General features: G+C 37.5%; 16 protein-coding genes and 1 tRNA gene. 15 read left to right on the forward strand and 2 right to left on the reverse strand.

Annotated elements, in window-relative coordinates:
- From prwr041_RS05450 to prwr041_RS05475, 6 genes are all read left to right on the forward strand, one after another.
- A complete protein-coding gene (locus tag prwr041_RS05450) occupies positions 1-1,866 on the forward strand; it encodes an ABC transporter ATP-binding protein (RefSeq protein ID WP_207155323.1) in 1,866 nt (621 codons plus the stop codon).
- Complete coding sequence (locus tag prwr041_RS05455; protein WP_207155324.1) at positions 1,866-2,801, forward strand: lysophospholipid acyltransferase family protein; 936 nt, start codon at positions 1,866-1,868, stop codon at positions 2,799-2,801. Before prwr041_RS05450 ends, prwr041_RS05455 begins: the two co-directional genes overlap by 1 nt.
- Before the next feature lie 42 nt (positions 2,802-2,843).
- Positions 2,844-3,593: a lipopolysaccharide kinase InaA family protein gene (locus tag prwr041_RS05460; protein WP_207155325.1), complete on the forward strand. Its 750-nt coding sequence runs from the start codon at positions 2,844-2,846 to the stop codon at positions 3,591-3,593.
- A gap of 3 nt (positions 3,594-3,596) precedes the next feature.
- Entirely contained in the window at positions 3,597-4,637 is a 1,041-nt protein-coding gene (locus prwr041_RS05465; protein WP_207155326.1) for a galactofuranosyltransferase, read from the forward strand.
- Between the two features lie 181 nt (positions 4,638-4,818).
- Positions 4,819-5,601, forward strand: a complete 783-nt coding sequence (locus tag prwr041_RS05470; RefSeq protein WP_207155327.1) for a glycosyltransferase family 2 protein — start codon at positions 4,819-4,821, stop codon at positions 5,599-5,601.
- 2 nt (positions 5,602-5,603) lie between these two features.
- Positions 5,604-6,611, forward strand: a complete 1,008-nt coding sequence (locus tag prwr041_RS05475; RefSeq protein WP_207155328.1) for a glycosyltransferase family 2 protein — start codon at positions 5,604-5,606, stop codon at positions 6,609-6,611.
- Positions 6,612-7,208: 597 nt separating this feature from the next.
- Here the strand turns inward: prwr041_RS05475 and prwr041_RS05480 are convergent.
- Positions 7,209-8,258 carry a CDP-glycerol glycerophosphotransferase family protein gene (locus prwr041_RS05480; protein ID WP_207155329.1) on the reverse strand — a complete coding sequence of 350 codons (1,050 nt, stop codon included), beginning with the start codon at positions 8,256-8,258 and terminating at the stop codon, positions 7,209-7,211.
- 127 nt (positions 8,259-8,385) lie between these two features.
- Between prwr041_RS05480 and prwr041_RS05485 the strand changes: the two genes are divergently transcribed.
- The 9 genes from prwr041_RS05485 (at position 8,386) to prwr041_RS05525 (ending at position 18,405) form a co-directional block, all read left to right on the forward strand.
- Positions 8,386-9,468, forward strand: coding sequence for a pyridoxal-phosphate-dependent aminotransferase family protein (locus prwr041_RS05485; protein ID WP_207155330.1), 1,083 nt, complete (start codon positions 8,386-8,388; stop codon positions 9,466-9,468).
- A 12-nt stretch (positions 9,469-9,480) separates the two neighbouring features.
- Positions 9,481-10,821 (forward strand): adenylyltransferase/cytidyltransferase family protein, encoded by a 1,341-nt coding sequence (locus prwr041_RS05490; protein ID WP_207155331.1) that lies wholly within the window; start codon positions 9,481-9,483, stop codon positions 10,819-10,821.
- Positions 10,822-10,873: 52 nt separating this feature from the next.
- A complete protein-coding gene (locus prwr041_RS05495; RefSeq protein ID WP_207155332.1) occupies positions 10,874-11,335 on the forward strand; it encodes a peroxiredoxin in 462 nt (153 codons plus the stop codon).
- A gap of 192 nt (positions 11,336-11,527) precedes the next feature.
- Positions 11,528-13,636, forward strand: coding sequence for a protein-disulfide reductase DsbD family protein (locus prwr041_RS05500; protein WP_207155333.1), 2,109 nt, complete (start codon positions 11,528-11,530; stop codon positions 13,634-13,636).
- On the forward strand, positions 13,623-14,915 hold the full coding sequence (locus prwr041_RS05505; protein WP_207155334.1) for an L-cysteine desulfidase family protein: 1,293 nt from the start codon (positions 13,623-13,625) through the stop codon (positions 14,913-14,915). The genes prwr041_RS05500 and prwr041_RS05505 overlap by 14 nt, the downstream gene beginning before the upstream one ends.
- Before the next feature lie 161 nt (positions 14,916-15,076).
- Positions 15,077-15,148 (forward strand) — tRNA-Arg (locus prwr041_RS05510).
- A 51-nt stretch (positions 15,149-15,199) separates the two neighbouring features.
- Complete coding sequence (locus tag prwr041_RS05515; RefSeq protein ID WP_207155335.1) at positions 15,200-15,994, forward strand: ADP-ribosylglycohydrolase family protein; 795 nt, start codon at positions 15,200-15,202, stop codon at positions 15,992-15,994.
- Positions 15,995-16,092: 98 nt separating this feature from the next.
- Positions 16,093-17,910: an arginine--tRNA ligase gene (gene argS, locus prwr041_RS05520; protein ID WP_207155336.1), complete on the forward strand. Its 1,818-nt coding sequence runs from the start codon at positions 16,093-16,095 to the stop codon at positions 17,908-17,910.
- A gap of 15 nt (positions 17,911-17,925) precedes the next feature.
- On the forward strand, positions 17,926-18,405 hold the full coding sequence (locus prwr041_RS05525) for an RNase H family protein (RefSeq protein ID WP_207155337.1): 480 nt from the start codon (positions 17,926-17,928) through the stop codon (positions 18,403-18,405).
- A gap of 43 nt (positions 18,406-18,448) precedes the next feature.
- Here prwr041_RS05525 and ribD read toward each other — a convergent pair whose 3' ends face one another.
- Positions 18,449-19,375 (reverse strand): bifunctional diaminohydroxyphosphoribosylaminopyrimidine deaminase/5-amino-6-(5-phosphoribosylamino)uracil reductase RibD, encoded by a 927-nt coding sequence (gene ribD, locus prwr041_RS05530; RefSeq protein WP_207155338.1) that lies wholly within the window; start codon positions 19,373-19,375, stop codon positions 18,449-18,451.
- Between the last annotated feature and the right edge of the window lie 166 nt (positions 19,376-19,541).

A 19,541-nucleotide genomic window follows, 5' to 3' on the forward strand; every position in this document is an offset into this window, starting at 1 on the left:
ATGAAAGAATTTTTCCAGGTACTAAGAAGATTTGTGCCGCCATACAAGAAATATTTGACATGGAGTATAATATTTAATATTCTGTCAGCAATATTAAATATATTCTCGTTTGCCACTCTTATCCCTATTTTACAGATACTGTTCAAAACAAGTGATGCAAAAGTGGTGAAAGCCCTTATCAGCTGGGATAACGTACATTCATTCAATGACGTCACAAATTGGTTTACCAATAATGCCAACTACTTCATACAACATTTTATTGTTGAGGTTGGTGCTGCTAACACCCTTCTCGTTATAGGGTTGCTGCTTGCATTCATGACTTTATTAAAAACCGTTTCCTATTTTCTTTCATCAGCAACGATCATTCCTATACGTACAGGTGTAGTACGTGACATCCGCAACCAACTATATCAGAAAATTAATGCTTTGTCAATCGGTTTCTTCAGTGAGGAACGCAAAGGCGACATTATTGCAAGAATGAGTGGTGATGTTCAGGAAATAGAAGGTTCCATCATGTCAAGCCTTGATATGCTGTTTAAAAATCCAATACTAATAATAAGCTATTTCATAGCACTGATGGTGATATCTTGGCAGCTAACATTATTTACAATAATCTTCGTACCAATATTCGGTTGGTTTATGGGATTTGTCGGACGAAAACTCAAAGCCCGTAGTATTGAGGCACAAAGTCTTTGGAGTGACACAATGAGTCAAGTAGAGGAAACCTTGGGAGGTCTACGAATAATAAAGGCTTTCTGTGCTGAAGGCAAGATGAACAAACGTTTTGATAAGATAAACAGCGAGTATCGAGATAACATCATGCGTGTAAATACTCGTCAGCAACTAGCCCACCCTATGAGTGAATTTTTGGGTACAATGATGATTATCATTGTTTTATGGGTTGGAGGAATACTTGTTCTAAACAACCACACACTCACTGGTCCTAAATTCATATACTATCTTGTCATGCTATATTCTATCATAAACCCCTTAAAAGAGTTTTCTAAAGCAGGATATAATATTCCAAAAGGACTTGCGAGCATGGAACGTGTAGACAAAATTCTGAAAGCAGAAATAGATATTAAGGAAAAAGAAAATCCAACTCACATAAAGAATTTTGAGCATCAGATAGAATTCAAGAATGTTTCGTTCTCTTACAACTCACCAACAAAAGACGGTAGAAGTGATACTATATGGGTACTCAAAAATATAAATCTCATTATTCCAAAGGGTAAAACTATTGCTCTCGTAGGACAGAGCGGTGGTGGAAAGAGCACTTTAGTAGACCTCATCCCACGCTATTACGATGTACAACATGGCGAAGTTTCAATAGACGGAATCAACGTCAAAGACCTTGGAATTCATGATTTGCGTAAGCTTATTGGTAACGTTAATCAAGAAGCAATTCTTTTCAACGACACGTTCCGAAATAATATATCTTTTGGTGTTGAAAACGCAACTGATAAGCAGATAGAGGATGCTGCGAAAATTGCCAATGCATACGATTTCATTACTCAAAGCGAAAATGGATTCGAAACAAACATCGGTGACCGTGGAAGCAGATTAAGCGGTGGACAACGCCAAAGAGTAAGTATAGCTAGAGCTATACTTAAGAATCCTCCTATATTGATTCTTGACGAAGCAACGTCAGCACTTGACACAGAGAGTGAACGTCTTGTTCAGGATGCTCTGGAACGACTTATGAAAACTCGTACTACTGTAGCTATCGCCCACCGTCTGAGTACAATTAAGAATGCTGATGAGATTTGTGTGTTACACGAGGGAGAGATCGTCGAACGAGGCACACACCAAGAATTATTGGATAAAGACGGATATTACAAGAAACTACACGACATGCAAAGCTAATGACAAGAATAGTATATTACTTTTTTTATATATTGTCACTGTTGCCCCTAAGAATACTCTACGGCATGGCAGACTTTGAATATTTGATAGTATATCATATTATCAAATATAGAAGAAAAGTAGTAAACAAAAATATATCAACAGCTTTTCCTAACAAGAGCAAAAAAGAAATAAAATACATCGAAAAAGGATTTTATCGCTGGTTTGCCGATTACTTTTTTGAAGCTGTGAAACTGTTGAGCATCAGCGATAGTGAACTTAGGAAAAGATTCAAGACTGTTAATTCTGAAGAAGTTGAGAAATGCTTCGAAGAGGGACAGGACGTGGCGACAATACTAGGGCATTATTGCAACTGGGAATGGCTTTCTTGCGTAGGAATAGACCTACCAAAGAGTCGCATTATGGGACTTGTATATCACCCATTACGAAACTCTGCTTTTGATAATCTTTTCAAGCAGATACGTTCATCGCAGCCAAACGGCGTAACCGTTCCCAAAAAAGATATACTAAGATTTCTGATTAACTATCGCCGCAATGGGACGAGAAGTATTTTCGGATATATATCAGATCAGGGACCGAAATGGGAAAATATACATCTATGGCTACCATTTCTCAACCACCCAGAAACACCAGTTTTTACTGGAGCTGAACGTATAATGAAAAAGATGAATAATGCTGTGTTTTATGTTGAAATGTCACGTCCTAAACGAGGATACTACACTGCAACGTATAAACTCATAACAAAAGATCCTAATTCGCTACCGGAACATGAGATAACAAAGCGATTCTTCGGCATGCTTGAAGAAACAATAAATAAAGAGCCACGTTACTATCTATGGACACACAAACGTTGGAAACGCACTCGAGAGGAATTCAACAGAAGATTCCAAGTTGTAAACGGAAAGGTTATTGCTAAAAACGATCATGAAGATTAATGATGTTACATCATTAAAAAATGAAAGATAAAGATCAGATAGATGATAAGAATAAATCCTAAATACGAATATATGCGCCGATGGATTGAAAATATCCCCGATATTTTCGAAAAAGAAGGCACTACAATATATGAGGGAAGAAACAAGATAAAGGTGTTTACAACTTCTGACGGACAAATTGTGAACGTGAAGAGGTACCATGTTCCATCTGGTCCAAACAAATTCGTGTATTCATGGAATATCAGAAAGCCAAAGGGACAGCGAGCTTTTGAATACCCGGATATAATGCTCAAAAAAGATATTTCTACCCCAGAACCTATAGCACTGATTGAGCAAAGGGGATTTCTTAATCTTCTAGGCTTTTCATATTTCATCAGCATACAGTGCGATTATGGTCACACCCTCTATGAGATGGGCGACGCTACACCAGAAGAGTATGAAGGAATGGCTATTGCTCTTGGAAAGTTTGCTGCCGACATGCATGAGAAAAACGTCATGCACAAAGATTTTACTCCTGGAAACATATTGTGGAAAAAAGACAACCAAGGTTACCATTTCACGATAGTAGACATAAACAGAATGTATTTCGGAAACATCGAATTGAAAAAAGGAGTAATAAATCTTACTAGATTATGGGGGCCAAAACGATTTATCCAACTTTTGGTTACTGAATACGCTAACTCACGTCACTTTAACGTAGATGCGGCTCTCAACATTGCCATGCCTGCAAGAGCTAGGTTTTGGCAAAGATTTCAAAAGAAACACAAATTAAAATTCACGTTAGAACTTTAGAACATGACAAAACGCCTTTGCTACATATCACGCAACTATCAAACGATAGAAAACTCTGGCAACAAAGCCAAGACTGATAACGAGCATACTTTAAGAGAACTCAACGCACACAACCTCGGTTTGCCAACTACATATTATGACAGTAAGATAATAACATTCTTTTTTGATTTGGCAGGCATCATTAAAATGATGTTCACAATCAAGAATGGTGATATTATTGTGTTGCAATATCCGGTAAAAAAGTATTTTTCTTTTATATGCAATTATGCACATCTGCATAATGCAAAGGTTATTGCACTTATTCATGACCTTGGTTCCATGAGACGCAAAAAACTCACAATAAAACAAGAGATTTCAAGGCTAATGCATGCCGACCATGTAATTGCATCAAACAAAATGATGGCAACATGGCTAAAAGATCACGGATATAACAAATCTCTAGGTTCACTTGGACTATTTGATTACAAATCCATATCAACATCAAAAGAACACGTATATGAAAATAACGATTACTCTCTTGTATATGCCGGAGCGCTTGCAATCAGAAAGAACGCCTTTCTTTTGAAAATGCAAGATATGATAAAAGGTTATAATCTGAACATATACGGCAACAGAAACGGACTTCCAGGACTAGAGGATTCTAATTGCATACATGTCCACGATTTCATGAAATCAGAAGATTTCATTGCAAATGTGAAAGGAGATTTCGGATTTGTATGGGACGGGGACTCACTGGACACATGCACTGGCTCATTCGGAGAATATTTGCGCTGGAACAGTCCTCATAAGGTCTCGTTCTATCTTCGAGCAGGATTACCTATTATCGTATGGAAAGAGGCTGCTGTGGCCCCGATAATCAAGAGCGAAGGTATTGGTATTGGTATATCTAACATAGCCGAACTTAACGACATTCTTCAATCTATAACATTAGAAGACATGCAAAAAATGCGTGAAAATGTAAGTCGTGTAAGCAAGGATTTGAGTAATGGTGTATTTTTTAATAAAGCAGTTAGTGACGGAATGGAAAAGCTAAAGAAAGAATAGCTTAAAATTAAGGAAAAAGCAAAAAGCAAACAAAAAAACATACTTTTCACATACAAAATCGCTAAAATATGCCTATCTTTGCAAAAGATAGGCCACATAAAACAAAAGTAGAGAAGGACATAACATTGTTTATTTTTGCATTATCTATGCACAATATTGGAATATAATTAATAATATAGGTATGAGAATCAGTCTAATTGTATCAACATATAACTGGCCAGAGGCATTGCACCTTTGCCTTAAAAGCATCATGATACAAACACGTATGCCAGACGAGGTAATTATTGCTGACGACGGGTCTAAAGACGAAACAAAAACTCTTATAGAGAGCATGCAGAAAGACTTCCCTTGTAAGTTAGTTCATGCATGGATTCCTGATGAGGGATTCAGACTGGCATTATCAAGAAATAATGCCATAAGAACATACTGTACTGGCGATTATGTTATTTTCATAGATCAAGATATTATCCTTGACAATAAGTTTATTGAAGATCACGAGCGATTAGCTACTAAAGGATGCTTTGTTATTGGTGGTCGCACTAAGCTATCAGCTTTGTTATCAAAGAAAATACTCTCAAGTAAAAATATTAAGTTAGGACTTTTTACAAAGGGAATAATTCGCAAGGTGAATATGGTACATATCAGATGTTTGTTTCCGTTGACTTCCAAAATGTATAGCTGGAATAAATTATATGGGCGCGGGGCAAACATGGCGATGTATAGAAGTGACCTTGAAAAAGTAAACGGATTTGATGAGGATATCATTGGCTATGGTGTCGAAGACATAGACCTATTTAATAGGTTAATGAATAACGGAATTAATAAAAAATATGCGCAATTTTGTGCAATAGAACATCATCTTTATCACAAAAGAGGTAAGGTTGTCGAGAATAATTTTAAGATTGCTTTTACCAATAAAAATAGAAAAAGATGCAAAAATGGTTTAACTCACGACGATAAATAAACATGCAGAAACTTTTAACTATAATAATCCCTACATACAACATGGAAAACTATCTGGAGGCATGCCTTGATTCGCTGCTCACAGATAACATGTCACTTATTGAAGTTTTGGTAATCAACGACGGAAGCCAAGACGCTTCTTATGACATTGCCAAAAGATATGGGAACAAATATCCTGATACGTTTGTCGTCATTGACAAGGGGAACGGGAATTATGGTTCTTGCGTAAATGTTGGACTTAGAAGAGCTACAGGAAAATACATAAAAGTACTTGATGCCGACGATTGTTTCAACACTAGAGTTTTTGAAGCTTACCTAAACTACATTAAGAAATGTGACACCGATATGGTGATTAGCGATTACGTTAAAGTATATCCCGAACTTGAGACAATCGTAAGCTGCGATATTCCTGAAAATAAGATTGTTGACTTCAGGGAGTTATGCAAAGACAATAACATTTGGAATCTTTGGATGCACAACGTGGCTTATAAAAGAGAACTTCTACTTGGTATTGATTACAAACAAACAGAAGGTATATCTTACACCGATCAGGAATGGATATTCAGTCCATTTACAGAAGTTAAAACTGCCATATACTTTAAACTACCTCTCTACAGATACACTCTAGGACGTGAAGGACAAACGATGAGTTCTGCGTTTTCAGACAAGCATTTCAGAGACAACATAATATGTACTTGCAATATGATAGAACAAGCCTGTCATTTCAACAATGTACCTGATGATATAATGAATATGCTTAACTATAAACTTCTAAAGAGATGCAGGTTTATATTCCGCACATACATACTGAAAAGACAAGCAATCAACGACAAAGACCTAGATATGCTTGACAATAAAATTAAGTCGTTAAATTTTAATTTGTATAAGGCTACAGGCAATTTACCAATGAGTATGCCTCTATTCCCTATAAAATATATTTCTGTATGGCGCAAGAATCATAACAGCAGATGGCTTAGATTAAACATCAGTATGTATAAGTTCCTGCATTAAAAAAGTAGAATTCAAAGTTAAGTGTGCAAAAAACAGATTATCTACTACGGCATTATATTTTCTAGCCCTATATATAAGGTACGCGCTCGCATACGCGCACTACAGAGTTTTAAAAATATAAGCGTCTAAGTGAATCATGGCTGATTGCCAGCAAGTTAGTATGCTTTTTACAATATTGGAGTGTCAGAGAAATGACATGATAATTTGAGTTTTGCCCCACGTTTTACAAAGTATCGTCATCCGTTTTACGTTGTTTCGCCGAGTGATATGGGCCTAATCACTCGGTAAAGTAACATGAATTACCTTTAGGTTAACCGACACTTTCACCCACACTTATTATTACTTTAAATCACACTTAACACATTGATATTTAATCAATCGACGCATCGACATTTTATTTTGAAAAACACTGTAGTGCGCGTATGCGAGCGTGTACCTTATATATAGGGCTTGAAAAAATATGCCGCAGCTAAATATTCGGTATATTCTCTCTGCACCCCCTTTATACAAAGGATATACAGGCTAAGACATAGCGCCATAAACAAAAGTACAGGGAGAACCAACCTTAGTTAAAACGTAAACAATAAAGGTAAGACGTTAACGTCTTACCTTTCCAAATGTTTTTATACTTGCATATTTTCTCCACAAATTCAGTTTTCTCTTTTTAGGCACACCATGACGACGTATATAATCGCGGGCGCCCTCAAGCATTCTGTGTGCTACCATTCCATCTGTATATGGATCGTAGTTTTGTATCACCCAACTGCGCAGTGATTTATATTCCTCATCGTGCTGTACTTGTTCAAAAGCATCACTCAATTCTTCAGGATCTTGAATATTCTTCCAATAAATGTCTTTTGAGATTGCTCCCAAAGTAACAACCGGTTTGTTAAGTAACAAAAATTCGTAAATGGTAGATGATGTATCACTTATCATGACATCAGCCATAAGCATATATTTAGTTACACTGAAATCATCAACATAAATAATATTGTCATGTTCTTCTGCCAACTGACGGTATTCATCTATCCATTGTTGACTTGTTAGCGGATGAAACTTCATCATCAACAATATATCCTTCTCTTTTGCCAAGTTTATAAGTGCATCCTTTATTAAAGGAAGCGAAGTTAGTTTCGGAGAAAATGTAGGAGCATAAAGCACAATTTGCTTCTTGCCATATTTTTCCAACAATTCCACTTTTTCATTTTCAAAGTCAGAGCGGTGACAACTAATCCAATCCTGTCGTGTCCAACCAGTTTCCAGAACTTCAAAATCACCGTATTTTAAAGACAATTGTTTAAACTTACGAGTAAAATAAGGTCCTTGCGTGAAATAAGTATCAAAGTATCTTCTTATCACCCAATGATCTTTCTTCTCTGCTGCATAGCCATGAAATATTTGAATCTTAACGCCCGACAGATAATAAGGCACAATATTTCCTGGAACATACACAGCCTCAGGAAAGAAATCATAAACCTTCTGCATGCTGTTAGTCCATTTTACTTTGTCTTTCAATGGGAAATCTGGAATACGCTTCTCATGAACATACCATAAAATGTCATTCACACCTTCATCTTCTGCTTCTTGATACAATGGATAAAGTATATCTATCGCATATTTATTTTCGCAGAATAAAACTATTTTCATATTTAATTACTTTAATATTAACTGTAAAAGTAATTATTTAATGTGGAACAACCTAACATTATCTGAATATTTTTTATTATTTTTGTGCACGATTTTATCATAAATGGGTGCAATCAACATAAACGAAATGAAGAATATGCTTAATTTTACAGTAGGACCAGTTATGTCCTCTGATGCCGTAAGAGAAATAGGAGGTGAGCAAGTACCATATTTCAGAACACCTGAGTTTTCGGAAATAATGCTTGAAAACGAACGACTAATAAAAAAGTTCGCCAAGGCTGAAGAACAGGCTAAAGTATTATTTATCACAGGTTCCGGCACAGCATCAATGGAAGCAACAGTGATGAACGTCTTTACTCCAAGCGATAAAGTGCTCATCATCAACGGTGGTAGTTTCGGTCACCGATTTGTAGAACTATGCCAAATACATGACATTCCTTATGACGAAATAAATCCAACTTTCGGTGAAGATATTTCCGAAGAACTTCTTTCACCGTTTGAAGGCAAAGGATACACGGGATTCCTTGTAAACGTACACGAGACTTCTACGGGAGTTCACTACAACATAAATCTGATTAGCGAATTTTGCAAAAGAAATAATCTTTTTCTTGTTGTTGATGCTATTAGTTCTTTCCTTGCAGATTCTTTCAATATGCAGGAGTTGTGTGCTGACGTCATGATTGCAGGATCACAAAAAGCACTTGCATGTCCTCCTGGTATATCTATAATTGTACTTTCAGAAAAGGTCGTTAAACGGGTAAAGACCAACAAAGTAAGAAGTATGTACTTCGACCTGAAAGACGCACTGAAAAATGCAGAACGCGGTCAAACACCATTTACTCCAGCAGTAGGAATACTGCGACAGATAAACATGAGACTCCGAGAAATTGACGCAGCTGGCGGTGAACAGTCTGAGATTGACAAGATTCATGGTATAGCCACTGATTTTAGAAATAGGATTAAAGACTTACCATTTGAAATCGTATCCAAATCTCTTTCAAATGCAGTAACGCCTATACATCCTCTCAACATTTCAGCTTATGATATTTTCACAACGTTGAAAGATAAATATGATATATGGATATGTCCAAACGGTGGGAACTTGAAAGACGAGGTATTCCGTGTGGGACATATCGGAGCATTGTCAATAGATGACAACACTAAACTTATTACTGCCCTAGCAGACCTCAACAAAAAGGGACTTCTTTAATCTAAAGAAAGTATGATAAAAGTTATAACCTACGGTACATACGATTTAATTCACAAGGGACACATCCGATTACTGGAAAGAGCAAAAGCCCTTGGCGACTATCTGATTGTTGGAGTCACTGCAGATTCTTTCGACCGTGAACGCGGTAAAATCAATGTGCAGCAGCCTCTTATTGAGAGAATAGAAGCTGTCAGAGCTACCGGACTTGCCGATGAAATTATTGTAGAAGAATATGAAGGACAAAAGATTGACGATATCAAGAGACTTGACGTTGACATCTTTACCGTAGGTTCTGACTGGGAAGGGCACTTCGACTATCTGAAAGAGTTCTGCAAAGTAGTGTATCTTGAAAGAACGCAAGGAATATCAAGTTCTGAAATTCGTGCCGAGAAACGCGACATGAGGATTGGGCTTATAGGAGAATCACCAATACTCAACAAGATTGAACGCGAGAGCCACTATGTAAACGGATTGTCAATAAGTGGTGTGTATTCAAGGGACACCACATGTTTTTCAACCGAACTAAAAAAGCTTACGACTTATTACAGTATAGATGATTTGCTGGAAGATTCAGACGGAGTATATATTATATCAAGCCCTAAACATCATTACGATGATATCAAAAGGGCATTAAGCAAAGGTAAACATGTGCTCTGTGAATCACCAATAACAATATACGAAGAGCAGCTTACTGAATTATATACTATTGCTGAAAGCAACAAATGTATATTGATGGATTCTCTCAAGACAGCTTATAGTTTGGCTTATTACAGACTATGCCTATTAGCAAAAAGCGGAATTATTGGAAAGATCGTATCTGTTGATGCCACATGCACCAGTCTTTACAATGTTGAGATAGATAATGACGGAATGATGTCAAGTATATGGAATAGTATATGTGCATGGGGACCTACAGCCTTATTGCCTGTATTTCAACTACTTGGTACTGATTATTCTTCAAAGACAATTGCCACACATTTATTGCGTGAAGACTTAGACTATGACACGTTTACAAAGATATCATTAATTTATCCCCATGCTGTTGCCTCTATAAAGGTTGGACAAGGTGTAAAATCAGAGGGTGAACTAATCATATCAGGCACAAAAGGTTACATATACGTACCAGCTCCATGGTGGAAGACTGATTATTTTGAAGTAAGATACGAGAATCCTGCCGATAACAAGCGGCATTTCTACCCACTTGAGGGCGAAGGGCTCAGATACGAATTGGTGTCTTTTCTTAAGTCGATAAACAGTGGAAACAAATATTCTTATATTGACAAAAACATTTCAAGAGCCATAGTAAATATCATTCAGAATTTCTATGAGCGAAAAGATACAGTATTATTATGAATAAAGACGGCTACGCATAAAGCGTAGCTCAAACTTGATAAATTTAAATGATATGGAAGTAGGACAGAAATTACCGGAAGTTCTCGGAAGAGACCAAGACGGAAAAGAAGTGAAGCTAAGTGACTTCAAAGGTAAAAAACTTGTACTGTATGTATATCCAAAAGATAGCACACCTGGATGTACTAGCGAGGCTTGCGACTTGCGCGATAACTATCATTCATTCCTCGAAAAAGGATATGCTGTAATTGGCGCAAGCATTCAAGATGAGAAATCCCATAAAAAATTCATTGAAAAATACGACTTACCATTCCCTATTATTGCTGACACAGAAAAGAAACTTGTAGAGGAGCTGGGAGTGTATGGTGAGAAGAAAATGTATGGCAAGGTTACGATGGGAACATTCAGAACAACTTTTATAACTGATGAAAATGGAGTTATAACACGTATTATAGGTCCAAAAGAGATAAAAGTAAAAGAACATTCTAGCCAAATTCTTGATAATTTCCAAGATTAGTTTAAAGGCAATAATTTGGATTGATAAATAATAATATGTAAAAACGCTCACAAAATATAAGCATTTCGTATTATTTTTTGTAATTTTGCATCAGAATGATAGGTTATATATCATTTTTTGAATATAACCTATCATATATTATTATCATTTTGATGCATAAAATTATTGTATAATAGAAGACGAGAAAGAAATATGAAAAAGATTGTATCATTAGCCATAATGATGTTGATTGCTGTTATGGCACAGGCTCAAATGTTAAACCCTGTAAAGTTTTCTTCGCAACTGAAAACCAACGGAACGGCAGAGGCTGAAATTATTTTTAGCGGAAATATAAGTTCGGGATGGCATGTTTATTCCACCGGTTTGGGAGCTGACGGACCTATTTCTGCAACGTTTAATGTCAACAAACTTGACGGAGTTGAACTTGTAGGCAAATTAACTGCCCGTGGAAGTGAAATATCTAATTTTGACAAACTGTTTGATATGAAGCTCAGATATTTTGAGCATAGTGTTCAGTTTGTACAGAAAGTAAAGTTCATAAAGCCTAATTATAATATAAGTGCATATTTAGAATATGGTGCATGTAATGACAAAAATTGCCTACCTCCAACATCGGTAGACTTTAGCAAAAACGGAAAGAGTCCGGCTACAGCTGCGTCAACAAATAAAACCAATGCGGCATCTTCTTCTGACAACAAAGCTTTATTGCTTGCTGCTGCAAGTGGATCCCCTGAAGCAAAGGCTGCGCTTGCCAAACTAAGGGCCGACAGTTTAGCTAATCTGAAAGCTGACAGCATTTCAAAAGCGGATTCAATTACCAGCACAAGTCTTTCTTCGGCTGACAAAACATCATTATGGAAGCCTGTAATAGGACAATTAAGACAACAGAATGGAAACAGCGACAGCGATAATCAATCATGGACTTACATATTTTTCATGGGCTTCCTTGGTGGTCTGCTTGCTTTGTTTACACCATGTGTATGGCCTATAATACCAATGACCGTAAGTTTCTTCCTGAAGCGTGCAAAGGATAATAAGAAAAAAGGTATACGAGACGCTATAACCTACGGTATATCTATCGTTGTTATATACTTAGCTTTAGGACTTGCTGTTACAGGATTATTCGGTGCATCGGCATTAAATGCTTTAGCCACTAATGCGGTATTCAACATACTGTTCTGCCTACTGCTTATTTTGTTTGCTGTCAGTTTCTTTGGTTGGTTTGAAATACGCTTACCAGAGAAATGGGGAAATGCAGTAGACACTAAAGCAACATCAACAACAGGATTGCTTTCTATCTTCCTTATGGCGTTCACGCTTACTCTTGTAAGTTTCTCATGCACAGGTCCTATAATCGGGTTCCTGCTCGTGGATTTTGCGACATCAGGTTCTATACTTGGCCCAGCAATAGGAATGTTTGGATTTGCGCTTGCTTTGGCATTGCCATTCACTTTATTTGCAATGTTCCCAAGTTGGCTGAAGAGCGCACCACGCTCTGGTTCATGGATGAATACGATAAAGGTTGTGCTTGGATTCATAGAATTAGCATTCTCACTAAAATTCTTCAGCGTTGCTGACCTCGCCTATGGTTGGCATATACTTGACAGAGAAGTTTTCTTGTCACTATGGATTGTCATATTCGGTGCACTTGGACTATATCTCATCGGAAAACTTAAATTCCAAAGCGATGAAGTTGGTGGTGACATAAACAAACCAATGCCAGTGCCTTGCATTATGCTTGGACTATGCTCATTTGCATTCGCCATATATATGGTGCCAGGATTATGGGGTGCCCCATGTAAAGCCGTAAGCGCCTTTGCTCCACCAATGAATACTCAGGACTTTAACCTAGACACAAAAGAGATCAAGGCTCAATATACTGATTACGAAGCAGGAATGGCTGCGGCAAAAGCTGCCGGCAAACCAGCTCTTATAGATTTTACAGGATTTGGATGTGTAAACTGTCGTAAAATGGAAGCTGCAGTATGGACTGACCCACAAGTAGCTGAGAAAATTAGCAAAGAATATGTATTAATATCACTCTTTGTGGATGATAAGACTCCGCTATCTAAGCCTATGATAATAACAGAAAACGGACAAAAGCGTACACTGCGTTCTATCGGTGACAAGTGGAGTTATCTACAACGTAGCAAGTTTGGTGCTAATGCCCAACCATTCTATGTCCCTGTTGACAATGAGGGTAATCCTCTAAACGGTAGTTATTCTTATAAGGAGGATATTCCTGATTACACAGCTTTCCTTCAAAAAGGATTAGATAAATATCGCAATGCTAGACAATAATATTCGTAAACAGATTCTCTCGCTGATAAACAAAGAGGTGGTTCCTGCCGTAGGATGCACAGAACCTATGGCAGTATCACTTTGCACTGCACGTGCAAAAGAAATATTGAATGTAATTCCTGAGAAGATAACCGTTTCGCTTAGTGCCAACATTCTGAAAAATGCCATGGGAGTCGGTATTCCCGGTACTGACATGATTGGATTGCCTATAGCCATAGCTCTTGGCGCTATCATTGGCAAAAGTAAATATAAGCTTGAAGTTATAAAAGACTTGTCGTCTGAGAGTCTTGAAATGGGGAAGAAATATGTATGTGAAAAGCATATAGATATAAATTTGAAACCTAACATAACAGAGAAACTTTATATTGAAGTGGTTTGCCAGTCGGGTAAAAACAAATCTACGGCTATAATATCTGGAGCGCATACGAACTTTATTTATGAGGAGCTCAACGGTGATATTCTTCTTGATAAACGTAAAGGTGCTGACTGCGACAACGAAGAAACAGACATAAGCCTCAACATGCAAATGGTGTGGGACTTTGCCATAACAAGCCCTATTGAAGAGCTTAAATTTATCCTAAAAACAAAGGAATACAACTTAAAGGCTGCACAAGAAAGTTTAAAAGGAAATTACGGTCATTGTCTAGGCAAAACTATGGACCGTCCGCTGAGTCATGGCATTTTCGGTAATAGCATCTTCTCTCATATTATCGCAAAGACCGCCTCTGCTTGCGATGCACGTATGGGTGGCGCTATGATTCCTGTAATGAGCAATTCCGGATCAGGTAACCAAGGTATATGCGCTACAAATCCTGTAGCTGTTTATGCTGAGGAAAACGAAAATACTGAGGAAGAACTTATCCGAGGATTGATGCTAAGTCATCTTTCTGCTATATATATTAAACAGAGTCTTGGCAAACTAAGCGCACTTTGTGGCTGTGTTGTAGCAAGTATTGGTTCAAGCTGTGGCATTACATATCTTATGGGAGGCGACTACAAGGATGTTTGTCATGCTGTAAAAAACATGATTGCAAATCTTACTGGAATGATATGTGACGGCGCAAAACCAAGTTGTTCACTTAAGATATGTTCAGGTGTTAGTACAGCTCTTTTGAGTGCATTGTTGGCTCGTGAAGGAAAACATGTAACTTCTGCAGAAGGAATCATTGACCACGATGTAGATCAAAGCATACATAATCTCACAAGTATTGGAAAAGAAGCAATGTGTTCTACAGATGATATGGTGCTTGAGATTATGACACATAAGACTCCTTGCTAGTTTTTACTACAGACTTTTATTTTATTTGCAATGGTAATATTGTTGCAATAAACCATTTTTGGAACAAAAATAAATGAATTTATTTTGTTCTTATGGCAACAAGCATTACCTTTGCAAATGAGATTAGCACTTTTCACAATTAGAAAAGTCATTAATAAAGGGGTCCTATAGTTCAATGGATAGAACAAATCTCTCCTAAAGATTAGATCCGAGTTCGATTCTCGGTGGGACCACAATGAGCCTTTTTGACTCATCAAATATTATTAACCTTTTAGCCTTATACTATGCTCGGAGCAATAATTGGAGACATCGTAGGCTCACGCTTTGAATTTGCAAAGCAGACTACACCGAATTTTACGCTATTCGATAAAGATTGCAACTATACCGACGACACGATATGTAGTGTTGCGATAGCTGATGCTATCCTTAATAAAAGGACATACAAGGATTCACTTCTTGATTGGTGCAGAAGATATCCGAATCCAATGGGAGGATATAGTACTACTTTCAGTAAATGGATAGAACAGGATAATCCACAACCCAACAATAGCTGTGGTAATGATGCTGCTATGAGAGTTAGTCCGGTTGGTTGGCTTTTTGATGATTATCACGAAATACTTGAAGAGGCTAAAAAGAGTGCAGAGGTGAGCCATAATCATCCATGCGGGATTAAGGGTGCACAATGTGTTGCCACTTTGATTTATTGGCTTCGTACATGCAGAATAACTAAGGAAGAAGTTGAAAGTGCAGTGAAACGCAATTTTGGATATTCAATACCAAATATTAAAGACATATACAAGATTGGCAGTGAGGGTCATTTCGATGGATTATGCGAAGAGACTGTTCCTTACGCTATAAGCTGTTTCCTTGAAAGTGACAACTTTGAGGATGCTATACGCATTGCGGTTGCTGCAGGTGGAGATACCGATACCAAAGCTGCTATATGTGGAGCCATTGCAGAGGCTTATTATGAAGTTCCGGATAGCATGATAGAAAAAGCTTACGAGTACCTTCCTGATGACATGTTGGATATTGTTACTCAGTTTTGTCAACGAATACAGAATGAATTGGAAGATTAGCAAATAAATGCACCAATATCTTTTTGACTGTTTTATTTTGTACTTTTTCCTTTTTATTGTAAATTTGCACATGAATTCGAATTTTATTATTTACCGGTATGAATATTGAGAATGAAATATGCAGTTCTGTCATCAGCGTGGTGAAAGAACTTTATGGTCAGGATGTGCACGAAAATATGGTACAACTGCAAAAGACACGTAGTAACTTTGAAGGTAATCTTACTCTTGTAGTTTTCCCTTTTCTTAAGATATCAAAGAAAAAACCAGAAGATACTGCTAATGAAATTGGTGAGTCTTTGGTTAAAACCTGTAGTGCGATAGCTGGTTTCAATGTTGTTAAGGGATTTCTTAATCTTGTCATTGCTAAAGAGGCTTGGATTGCTCTATTAAATGATATCAATGCCAATGAGAAGTTTGGTGAAAAACAAGTTACAGAGAATTCTCCACTGGTAATGATTGAGTACAGTTCTCCAAATACAAATAAGCCACTTCATCTTGGACACGTTCGCAACAACCTGCTTGGTTGGTCGCTTGCCCAGATTATGGAAGCTAATGGTAACAAGGTTGTAAAGACAAACATTGTCAACGATCGTGGTATCCATATTTGCAAGAGTATGCTTGCTTGGCAGAAATGGGGAGAAGGAATAACTCCTGAAAAAGCAGGAAAAAAGGGTGACCACCTTATTGGTGACTTCTATGTTGCTTTTGACAAGCATTATAAGGCTGAATGCGAAGAGTTGAAAACCCAATATATAAAGGAAGGCATGACCGAGGAAACTGCTACCGAAAAGGCAAAGAATGAAGCTCCACTTATAAAAGAAGCTCATGAGATGCTTGTAAAATGGGAACACAACGACCCTGAGGTGCGTGCTCTTTGGGAAAAAATGAACGCATGGGTTTATGCCGGATTTGACGAGACATACAAAGCTCTAGGAGTAGGCTTTGACAAGATATATTATGAATCAAATACATACCTCGAGGGCAAAAAGAAGGTAGAGGAAGGTCTTGAAAAAGGACTTTTCTTCCGCAAGGATGACAACAGTGTATGGGCTGACCTGACACAAGATGGTCTTGACCAAAAACTGTTGCTCCGAAGCGACGGAACTTCTGTTTATATGACACAGGATATCGGTACAGCTGATATGCGTTTCAAGGACTTCCCTATTGACAAGATGATTTATGTTGTAGGTAATGAGCAGAACTATCATTTCCAGGTTCTGTCACTATTACTTGATCGCCTTGGTTTCAAATGGGGAAAGGAACTTGTCCACTTCTCATACGGTATGGTAGAACTTCCTAACGGAAAAATGAAAAGCCGCGAGGGTACTGTTGTCGATGCTGATGAACTTGTATCAGCTATGGTTGAAGATGCAAGAAAGACAAGTGATGAGCTTGGTAAGTTCAAGGATATGACGGATGACGAGAAGCAGGAAGTGGCACGCATTGTCGGTCTTGGTGCTCTTAAATACTTTATCCTAAAAGTTGATGCACGCAAGAATATGTTGTTCAACCCAGCAGAGAGTATTGACTTCAACGGTAATACTGGTCCTTTCATTCAATATACATACGCACGTATCCGTTCTATACTCCGTAAAGCTCATGCTGAGAACATGAACATTCCTGAATCGCTGAATGTAGATGCCCCACTTAACGAAAAGGAAATAGAACTTATTCAGAAAATGAATGAGTTTGGTGCTGCTCTAGAACAAGCAGGAAAAGATTACAGTCCTAGCGGAATAGCAAACTATTGCTATGAACTAACAAAAGATTTCAACCAGTTCTATCATGACTACAGCATACTAAATGCTGAAAATGAAGCAGAGAAGATTACACGTCTTGTATTGGCACAGAATGTTGCCAAAGTTATCAAGAACGGTATGGCTCTACTTGGTATTGAAGTTCCTGAAAGAATGTAATACATTAAACTGATTATGACTAATTCCAATCTGACAAATCCACCCGACTGGCGCAACGATACCGTACTGCCATTACCTTTAGAAGTAAAGGCTAATGCTTGGGCTGTTGACGCTGCATGTTCGGGCAATCCCGGTCCGATGGAATATCAGTGTATAGACCTTGCCAATGGTTCTCAAGTTTTCCATTTCGGTCCTGTGCATGGGACAAACAACATTGGTGAATTCCTTGCTATTGTTCATGCATTGGCACTTATGGAAAAACAAGGGATAAAAGACAAGGTGATATATTCTGACAGTTATAATGCTATACTTTGGGTAAACAAAAAAGCATGTAAGACAAAGTTGGAACGTAATCCACGCACAGAAGAGTTATATCAAATTGTAGCGCGCGCCGAGCAATGGCTACGCACCCACAACATAAACGTTCCTATCATAAAATGGGAAACTAAAAAGTGGGGAGAGGTTCCAGCCGACTTCGGCAGAAAAAACAAATAATAAAAAATCATCTTTACAATATAGTAAAGATGATTTTTTATTTCTACTCTGTGTATTTTAAAAAAGTCCTTATGCTATTCCCGTCAATATCAAAACTGTTTGTAAGTCTTGTATTATATGGAAGCATTGGCGCTTTAGTACCGTTATTTATATATTTAGGAGATGTCTCTACCCTTATTTCATCCCACAGACCCGAATCAATGAATGAATATAGAGTTTTCGCTCCGCCCTCAACAATGATTGACTGTATTTTTTTTGAATACAGTTCCTTCATCATTTCATTAATATCTGTATCGTGAGTTAATACGATGCGCATAGGATCATTACCGTACCACTCACGCACGTTCAACATTGGATGTTCTCGCTCGTCTGTAACGCGTCCCACAAGTATTGCATCGTTCTCAGCTCTTAGTTTATGAGATAACATCTTTGTGAATGGAGTCGAAAAAGTAAAAGCTTTAAAATCGTTATCAATAAAACCATTTACAGACTGTGCCCATTTCAATATTATATAAGGTCGGCTATGGGTATTGAATGTAATGAAACGTCTGTTGAGTTCAAGACATTCTTTTTCCATCACACCCACGACAACCTCTATTCCCGCTTCACGAAGTTTGCGTATTCCTCGCCCTTGCACTTTAGCAAAAGGGTCTATGCAGCCACATACACATCTTTTTACACCTTTACTTATAATGAGATCAGCACAGGGTGGAGTCTTTCCATAATGTGAACATGGTTCAAGACTTACGTATATTGTAGATTCTTTAAGCAAGTGCTCGTTTTCTGGTTTCACGCTTGCGAACGCATTCACTTCAGCATGCCCTTCTCCACAACGCACATGATAACCTTCACCTATAATCCTGTCATCGGCAGAAACAATAACAGCTCCTACCATAGGATTTGGTTTAGCGTTAAGCATACCATTACGCGCCAGTTGAAGACAACGTCGCATGTAATATTCAAGTTCCATATCTATTAAAAAAATAACATTGTGTGTTTACAAATGTAGCTATTAAATATATCATTACCAAATAATGACAACAGTTTTGTTTATTATAAATAGATAAAAAAACATGATATTTATATATTTTGTAGTCAAAATAATGACTAAAATATACATTTATTGTAAAAAAAAT

The sequence above is a fragment of the Prevotella herbatica genome (genome assembly GCF_017347605.1).
In the GTDB taxonomy this organism is placed as follows: domain Bacteria; phylum Bacteroidota; class Bacteroidia; order Bacteroidales; family Bacteroidaceae; genus Prevotella; species Prevotella herbatica.

Coding starts and splice junctions, on each gene's coding strand:
- prwr041_RS05500 (WP_207155333.1), top strand. CDS start 11,528: ATGAAAAAGATTGTATCATTAGCCATAATGATGTTGATTGCTGTTATG.
- prwr041_RS05475 (WP_207155328.1), top strand. CDS start 5,604: ATGCAGAAACTTTTAACTATAATAATCCCTACATACAACATGGAAAAC.
- prwr041_RS05485 (WP_207155330.1), top strand. CDS start 8,386: ATGAAGAATATGCTTAATTTTACAGTAGGACCAGTTATGTCCTCTGAT.
- prwr041_RS05480 (WP_207155329.1), bottom strand. CDS start 8,258: ATGAAAATAGTTTTATTCTGCGAAAATAAATATGCGATAGATATACTT.
- ribD (WP_207155338.1), bottom strand. CDS start 19,375: ATGGAACTTGAATATTACATGCGACGTTGTCTTCAACTGGCGCGTAAT.
- prwr041_RS05470 (WP_207155327.1), top strand. CDS start 4,819: ATGAGAATCAGTCTAATTGTATCAACATATAACTGGCCAGAGGCATTG.
- prwr041_RS05505 (WP_207155334.1), top strand. CDS start 13,623: ATGCTAGACAATAATATTCGTAAACAGATTCTCTCGCTGATAAACAAA.
- argS (WP_207155336.1), top strand. CDS start 16,093: ATGAATATTGAGAATGAAATATGCAGTTCTGTCATCAGCGTGGTGAAA.
- prwr041_RS05490 (WP_207155331.1), top strand. CDS start 9,481: ATGATAAAAGTTATAACCTACGGTACATACGATTTAATTCACAAGGGA.
- prwr041_RS05515 (WP_207155335.1), top strand. CDS start 15,200: ATGCTCGGAGCAATAATTGGAGACATCGTAGGCTCACGCTTTGAATTT.
- prwr041_RS05525 (WP_207155337.1), top strand. CDS start 17,926: ATGACTAATTCCAATCTGACAAATCCACCCGACTGGCGCAACGATACC.
- prwr041_RS05455 (WP_207155324.1), top strand. CDS start 1,866: ATGACAAGAATAGTATATTACTTTTTTTATATATTGTCACTGTTGCCC.
- prwr041_RS05465 (WP_207155326.1), top strand. CDS start 3,597: ATGACAAAACGCCTTTGCTACATATCACGCAACTATCAAACGATAGAA.
- prwr041_RS05450 (WP_207155323.1), top strand. CDS start 1: ATGAAAGAATTTTTCCAGGTACTAAGAAGATTTGTGCCGCCATACAAG.
- prwr041_RS05460 (WP_207155325.1), top strand. CDS start 2,844: ATGATAAGAATAAATCCTAAATACGAATATATGCGCCGATGGATTGAA.
- prwr041_RS05495 (WP_207155332.1), top strand. CDS start 10,874: ATGGAAGTAGGACAGAAATTACCGGAAGTTCTCGGAAGAGACCAAGAC.